The sequence below is a fragment of the Microvirga sp. P5_D2 genome (genome assembly GCF_054049475.1).
Genome location: NZ_JBFUMH010000235.1, coordinates 1 through 5862, shown reverse-complemented (window position 1 = coordinate 5862; position 5862 = coordinate 1). Strand labels below are relative to the sequence as shown.

Annotated in this window: 10 protein-coding genes; 5 read left to right on the top strand and 5 right to left on the bottom strand. The window is 58.4% G+C overall.

All coding sequences use genetic code 11. The features are described from left to right. Nucleotides 1-262: WGR domain-containing protein (locus ACXJKO_RS29160; protein ID WP_457094525.1), on the top strand; the 262-nt coding region annotated here is incomplete at its 5' end. A 59-nt stretch (nucleotides 263-321) separates the two neighbouring features. Here ACXJKO_RS29160 and ACXJKO_RS29155 read toward each other — a convergent pair. Further along, the gene (locus tag ACXJKO_RS29155) at nucleotides 322-528 is read right to left on the bottom strand and encodes a hypothetical protein (RefSeq protein ID WP_457094524.1); all 207 of its coding nucleotides are present in this window, start codon (nucleotides 526-528) and stop codon (nucleotides 322-324) included. Nucleotides 529-940: 412 nt separating this feature from the next. Here ACXJKO_RS29155 and ACXJKO_RS29150 point away from each other — a divergent pair, with 412 nt between their 5' ends. Continuing rightward, nucleotides 941-1351 (top strand): response regulator, encoded by a 411-nt coding sequence (locus ACXJKO_RS29150; RefSeq protein WP_457094523.1) that lies wholly within the window; start codon nucleotides 941-943, stop codon nucleotides 1349-1351. 16 nt (nucleotides 1352-1367) lie between these two features. On the opposite strand, the gene ACXJKO_RS29145 is transcribed toward ACXJKO_RS29150, so the two are convergent. Continuing rightward, entirely contained in the window at nucleotides 1368-1634 is a 267-nt protein-coding gene (locus tag ACXJKO_RS29145; protein WP_457094522.1) for a DUF6894 family protein, read from the bottom strand. Nucleotides 1635-1875: 241 nt separating this feature from the next. Here ACXJKO_RS29145 and ACXJKO_RS29140 point away from each other — a divergent pair, with 241 nt between their 5' ends. Further along, complete coding sequence (locus ACXJKO_RS29140; protein ID WP_457094521.1) at nucleotides 1876-2115, top strand: hypothetical protein; 240 nt, start codon at nucleotides 1876-1878, stop codon at nucleotides 2113-2115. Nucleotides 2116-2301: 186 nt separating this feature from the next. Here ACXJKO_RS29140 and ACXJKO_RS29135 read toward each other — a convergent pair whose 3' ends face one another. The 3 genes from ACXJKO_RS29135 to ACXJKO_RS29125 form a co-directional block, all read right to left on the bottom strand. Then, nucleotides 2302-2841, bottom strand: coding sequence for a thermonuclease family protein (locus tag ACXJKO_RS29135; RefSeq protein ID WP_457094520.1), 540 nt, complete (start codon nucleotides 2839-2841; stop codon nucleotides 2302-2304). A gap of 694 nt (nucleotides 2842-3535) precedes the next feature. Continuing rightward, nucleotides 3536-3844 (bottom strand): helix-turn-helix domain-containing protein, encoded by a 309-nt coding sequence (locus ACXJKO_RS29130; protein ID WP_457094519.1) that lies wholly within the window; start codon nucleotides 3842-3844, stop codon nucleotides 3536-3538. A 114-nt stretch (nucleotides 3845-3958) separates the two neighbouring features. Beyond that, nucleotides 3959-4465 carry a hypothetical protein gene (locus ACXJKO_RS29125; protein ID WP_457094518.1) on the bottom strand — a complete coding sequence of 169 codons (507 nt, stop codon included), beginning with the start codon at nucleotides 4463-4465 and terminating at the stop codon, nucleotides 3959-3961. Nucleotides 4466-5076: 611 nt separating this feature from the next. On the opposite strand from ACXJKO_RS29125, the gene ACXJKO_RS29120 reads away from it, so the two are divergent. Then, a complete protein-coding gene (locus ACXJKO_RS29120; protein WP_457094517.1) occupies nucleotides 5077-5601 on the top strand; it encodes a hypothetical protein in 525 nt (174 codons plus the stop codon). Nucleotides 5602-5620: 19 nt separating this feature from the next. Beyond that, the coding region (locus ACXJKO_RS29115; RefSeq protein WP_457094516.1) for a WGR domain-containing protein at nucleotides 5621-5862 on the top strand (242 nt) is incomplete at its 3' end.

Below are 5862 nucleotides of genomic sequence, written 5' to 3'. Positions count from 1 at the left end.
CCGCGCTGTGCATGACGAATTCCGATCCCCGATCAAGCATCATCTAGCCTTGCATCGGATGGACCCGAGTGGGCAGCGGCGCTTCTATTCCCTGATGATCGAGAAAGATCTGTTCGGGACGGTGCGCCTAGTCTGCTGCTGGGGAAGGGTAGGGACACGCGGGCAGGAGATGGCAACCGAATTCCCTACCGAGACTGACGCAGCGGAGGCTCTTGAGGCACTGGCAAGCGCAAGACGGCGGCAGGGTTATCAGGACCTGTAATCGGATTCCGATAAGGCCGTTTATGGAATGAGCTTATGCAGACTTGGGGCCGGAGGCGTTCAGCCCTTTGGCTTCATGCGCCAGAGCTGAAAACCTTCCTTCTGGATCGCCTGTTCAATGGCCTGACGCGAGAAGTTGTGCGGAGGCGCTTGACGGGAGCTGAGAGTGCCAGTCCGACCCCAGGGACCATACTTGACCGGAAGCTTGCTGCCTTCCTCGTCACCTGCGAAAGCATGAAGGTCTTCCTTGGCTTGAGAGGTGAACATGAAGATGCGCATAGGGCGGCCTTTTGGTGGAGCGCAGGGAATGCTCCAGATATAGGACGCAACCGCGAATTTCGCGTAACCCCATTTTGACGAATGGTTCAGCCTTGGGCGAGTGTCGTTGACGCCACTGGGTACCAAGCGCAAAATCAAAGCCTGTGATGGTCGAGCACGGCGCTTGGACTCCCGAGGCTGCTCGTCGCTCCCCACGGGCAAGGCCTCGGATCTTCCGAGGCCTTCGCCATATCTGAACGCGAATTGCGCGTAAGCCCATTTATGGAACGGCGTTGGAGGCCATCGCGCAGGCCAAGCGGCGGCGCGGGTATTGCGACCTGTGACAGTCAGCCACTAGAGGTAGGAACGAAGCCGCTCTAACTGTCGTTGGCTCCTACTTGGCCGTTGGTAATTGTTCCGCATGTCTGACACTGAACACCGTATGGTTGTCCTTGTTGTTGAAGATGAGCCTCTCGTGCGCATCTTCGTTGCCGACTTCATGGATGAGGCTGGCTTCAAGGTGCTGGAGGCGGCGGATGCAGATGAGGCTTTGACCGTCCTCAAGGCCCGACCCGATGTTCAGGCCATCATCAGCGATGTGGAGATGCCTCGCGGCTCGATAAACGGGTTTGCGCTGGCCCGAACCGTACGGGAGCAATGGCCGGGGATCGGGATCGTGATTACGTCAGGGCGAGAGCGCCCCGGCCCCGAAGAGTTGCCCGAAGAGGTGGCTTTCCTCAACAAGCCTTACCTGCCGAATACGGTCATTCAGGTCGTCCGACAGATGGTGAGGCCACAGGTGGTAGAACTGCCGTTAGCCCAGAACGCCTGACACTCCCGTCCGGCGGCTAGTGCAGGGTCAAGTCCAGCGGAATGGACAAGAGGACATTGCCTGCGGGGCAAACCACATTGAGCCGCCAGCCCTGCCACGACGCGCCAGCGCCGATCGCCTCGTCTCGGATCTCGTCAATGGCCTCAAGCGCGAAGCGGTGCGCCGTTGCCAAGTCTAAGACCTCAATGCCTGTATCATCCGGCACGGTCTCGTGACTGTTCACAAGATGGAAGTAGCAGCGCATTGGCGGCCTCTGGAACTGCGGCAGCGTCAGGCTGCTCAACCAAGACCTCGGGCCACTGCACGCTGCCGGATTGAAGTCCTGTTGGGCTAACTTAGCCTCTGGCATCGGCTCTGCCATAGAACCATTTGGTCATGCGTCTTTAAGGAATAAAAGCCTCGCCATTCCGTTAGCCTGTCTTATTGGGCCTGCTGATGGCGGGGAAGCTGCTTATGGGAAGCCTAGGGGGATCGGCTCAGGGTTAAGCTGGTGTTAAGCCGGTTCAGGCTCTAGCGTTCGCGGCATGAGCAACAGGCCTGACCCGCAGCAACGCTGGAGTACGAGAGAGTTCGCCTTTTACGGGGCGTTGCTCGGTCTGCTCGTGGGTGTGGTTCACAATTACGTCCACGCCTTTTGGGACACATCCTATGAGGGGGATGTGTCCACGCACATTCTGACCGAGATGGTCATCTTTATCGTAGGTGGAGCAGCTGGTCTTGCCGCTGTTGCTGCGATCCGCAACTGGTTCAGGCAGAGGCCCTAATTCCGATAAGCGCGATTATGGAACCGGTTTTGAAGGTTTCGCAGCGTATTCAGGTCTGTTTCGAGCGTCCGCTCTCGCCTATTCAGTAATAGCAGGCTCTTGTGGCCGCCTGATGGTCGCATCAATACTATGTAGATCTTTCCGATTGAGGTCGCTGAAAAACAGCCTTGGCCCTGTCGGAAACGTTCAACCCTGACTATCGGACTGGGTGGCAAGGGCCCCTCGCTGTCGCGCATGGGCCCGCCAGAGTTTGCGACGTACCCCGGATGGTTCAATATGCCGATATTTGCCGCCCGAGAATTTCGCCCAGTCTAGCGCCAACCCGCGGCGGACGAGTTCGGCGGCAAGATCACGACCATCGTCTAAAAAGCACTCAGCAACCACTCGGTCGTATGACAGCTCTGGCTTGATCCGAGCTGTCACTGTCTGACCCTTACACAACTGAACCAGGGCCCACTTCGACTGCTGACCCCAAGGATGATCCAGTTCGGGCGCATCGATCCCAGCAAGTCGGATGCGAACGCTGTTGATCTCGATGGTATCTCCATCAATCACCCAGCACGGACCACGTAGCTCAGTTTCCGCCTGAGGGGAGGCGGCGAGAGGTTCCAAGAAGATGCTTGGCTCTGGCCGCCTCCAAGCAACTGGGATGGCAGGCTTAGGGACGACGGCGTTGCTGCGCCTTCTGGAGAACAGCCGCACCCAAATACGTAAAAACAGCCCCATGCCCCTGCCAGCCTGTAATATATTGATCTCACGCACCCCAGTTGACAGGGGAGGCCTAACACTTGCGCAAATTAGCGCGTGGGAAAAGCCGCCTCGTGAAAAGGCATCGCGAGCCCACGGCTTTCCATGACCGGGATGCCGTACCTCGCCGCATGGTCGAGATGTCGCGCTTTTCTATTCGCTCATGATCGAGCTGGACCTATTCGGGACTGTGCGCCTGTTGCGCCATTAGTGCCGGAGGATGAGGCTGCGCGATGAAATCGAACGGGAAACCCGTGCAGCCAAAACCGGCCGATAGAGGCGCCGTCGCAAGCTCAGCTCACATGAGCGAGTTATATTAGTGACACGGCAACAGAAACCCGGTTTTTCTGTGCAGCCCAGGCTTAATACACATTCCAATTTTCCCTTTAGTTTCGATGCCATGTCACTAAATGCATATTTAATCAAGAATATGTTCGCATGCGCGCCCGCGTGTAGTTATATACACGCGGGCGCGAGGCCCCCCTGCGAGGTTAATCTGCGTAGTGGGCCAATCGGGATAGGCGGTGCTCGGGGCGGCAGCGGTGCACCACCTTCACCGCAACAGGCGCTCGGCTCCGCAACCCTGGCCAGCTCCACCGAGCGCCTGTTGCTCCGCCAGCGCGAACCCGAGGGATTTTAAGTCCCTTGCGTCTACCAAGGACACCACGAACGCTCAGCCCCCTAATGTCTCCTCGACGATCCTCGGATTTCGATCCAATAGCGCCAGCAGGATCCGAGCGGGCCCCTGCGGCGATCGTCGTCCCTGCTCCCAGTTGCGGATTGTCCCAAGCGGGACACCGATCCGAAGCGCAAAGGCAGCTTGAGAAAGACCCGTCTTTTGCCGAATGGCGGCTACGTCAATGGCGTATGGAGCCTTAACACCGCCGTCGAGGTGATCGTCATCCGTCAGCGCAAGCACTTCGCCGAGGCTGGCAATCAATTGGTCAAAAGCGTCTTCCTTCTTAGGCATTGCCACCACCATTTACCGAGGATGAAGTACGTCAACGGCGTAGTGCGTCAATGACGTAGGGCGAAAGCCCTTAGAGGAACAGGGCCAAGCTTGGTCGATAAAGCTATTTCCCTTGTCTTCAGAATCTCATTTCGCGGTGCCATTGCCAGAAGCTCCTCGGCTATGCCGAATGCCTTCTAACAGGCGCCCCAAGGCAGATTCGAGTTTTGAGTTAGGCTCAAAGGCCACTGGAGGAAGGCCGCTTTTCACTAAGGGGCCCAGATTCACAGACCTTTCCGCTTCGCTCTTGCTTTTGGGCCCTTTAGCAAAAGGCTCTAGGAAGCCCGTAGACGCCCGATGGCGGCTAACTGGTGTCTGAGGCTGACGAGAGGCAAAAAGCCGCTCACGGGCCGCCGCAGCGCCTCTATTCGCCGCAATGAATAAGGGGGCGTACTCTCCGCCGAATTGAAACCGGATTGGCTTGCGGCGCAGACCCTCTTCGGTTGGCTTGTAGCGCGAACCTGACGTGACGGCGCGATCGAGGAAGCCAACTTCCTCCAAGACCCGGATAGCGGAGCGGATGCGCTTTTCCGTCAGATCAAGTTCGCCATGCTCGGCTAATGCCCGCCGGTCGATATGGAAGGCCTCGGACACGCGCCCTGGAGCGCTCCAGAACCGCGCCAGAAAGGTCGCTAGGGCAAAGGCGGCATCTCGATTGCGGTAAGACGCTAGAGAGGCTGTGAGGCGCTCTTGTACACCTTTGGGGAGCCGATAGACACCAGATCTGCAAATCGGCGTGAACGGTCTGCGAACTCTTCGCGAACGCACCGGCAACGGCACGACAAGCGGGAGCCGCGGCTGAACTGCAAGCATGCGTTCTTCCTCGGGTTGGACCCGTCAGGAAGGGGACACATCAGGCAAGCCGCTATCGTTGCCAGAAATGATGTTCTGACTTGACGAAGCGCTGGAGCTTTGGGAAGGTCATGACGCCAATCGATGATCTTCCTGGCTCCGGCCAGATGAGCCCGCCCTAACCCGGCGGGTTTTTCATTTTCCGACTCGCAAATCAGTTGCAAGCCGCGGCCATGCTGCCCCGCCAACGTGGCAGGGGTCAACAAGACCCACTCTCAGCTTGGTATCAGACCTGTTAACGATCAGTGATCGAACGCCCGTTGCCCGGGCGTCGGACACCCGTTGAACGGTTCTTTAACCACAATCTGCCCAGTGTAGAGCGCCCGTCCATCGGGTGTTCAACGGGTGTCCATATGGCCGAAGAATGGTTGACCTACAGCGAGTTAGGCGAACGTCTTGGCGTGTCGGCTGAAGCCGCGCGACAGAAGGCGATTCGTCTGCGGCTTCGCCGCCAGACTGCGAATGATGGGAAGGCGCAAGTTCTCGTAGATGTTGAAGACGTGCGTGCTTCAAGCACTCCGAGGAAGCCCAAGGAGCAACCGGATGACGACCGTCCAACACCTGATGAACAGGCGTCCGACGAACGCATCCTTGCAGCTCTAGACGCCCATATCGCGACACTGAAAGAAATGGTCGCGAAGGCTGAAGCCATGACCGAACGGGAGCGCGCCCGCGCTGATGAAGAGCGGGGGAGGGCAGAAGCCGAACGGACTCGAGCAGACCGGCTTCAATCGCGCTTGGACACCATCATGGATGAACGGGCGTCGGACGCCCGTCGAACGGCTGAAATTGAACAGGCTGTTACGGACTTACGGACGAAGCTAGCAGAGCGCGCCGCGTTGGACGCTCGTCCGTGGTGGAAGCGCCTAGCAGGGTAGCTGCGGGAATATCCGCGCTGTGCATGACGAATTCCGATCCCCGATCAAGCATCATCTAGCCTTGCATCGGATGGACCCGAGTGGGCAGCGGCGCTTCTATTCCCTGATGATCGAGAAAGATCTGTTCGGGACGGTGCGCCTAGTCTGCTGCTGGGGAAGGGTAGGGACACGCGGGCAGGAGATGGCAACCGAATTCCCTACCGAGACTGACGCAGCGGAGGCTCTTGAGGCACTGGCAAGCGCAAGACGGCGGCAGGGTTA

What these genes read in the sequence shown, in the direction of transcription:
- ACXJKO_RS29130 (WP_457094519.1), bottom strand. Translation starts at nt 3,844, where the DNA reads ATGGTGGTGGCAATGCCTAAGAAGGAAGACGCTTTTGACCAATTGATT.
- ACXJKO_RS29140 (WP_457094521.1), top strand. Translation starts at nt 1,876, where the DNA reads ATGAGCAACAGGCCTGACCCGCAGCAACGCTGGAGTACGAGAGAGTTC.
- ACXJKO_RS29135 (WP_457094520.1), bottom strand. Translation starts at nt 2,841, where the DNA reads ATGGGGCTGTTTTTACGTATTTGGGTGCGGCTGTTCTCCAGAAGGCGC.
- ACXJKO_RS29120 (WP_457094517.1), top strand. Translation starts at nt 5,077, where the DNA reads ATGGCCGAAGAATGGTTGACCTACAGCGAGTTAGGCGAACGTCTTGGC.
- ACXJKO_RS29155 (WP_457094524.1), bottom strand. Translation starts at nt 528, where the DNA reads ATGTTCACCTCTCAAGCCAAGGAAGACCTTCATGCTTTCGCAGGTGAC.
- ACXJKO_RS29150 (WP_457094523.1), top strand. Translation starts at nt 941, where the DNA reads ATGTCTGACACTGAACACCGTATGGTTGTCCTTGTTGTTGAAGATGAG.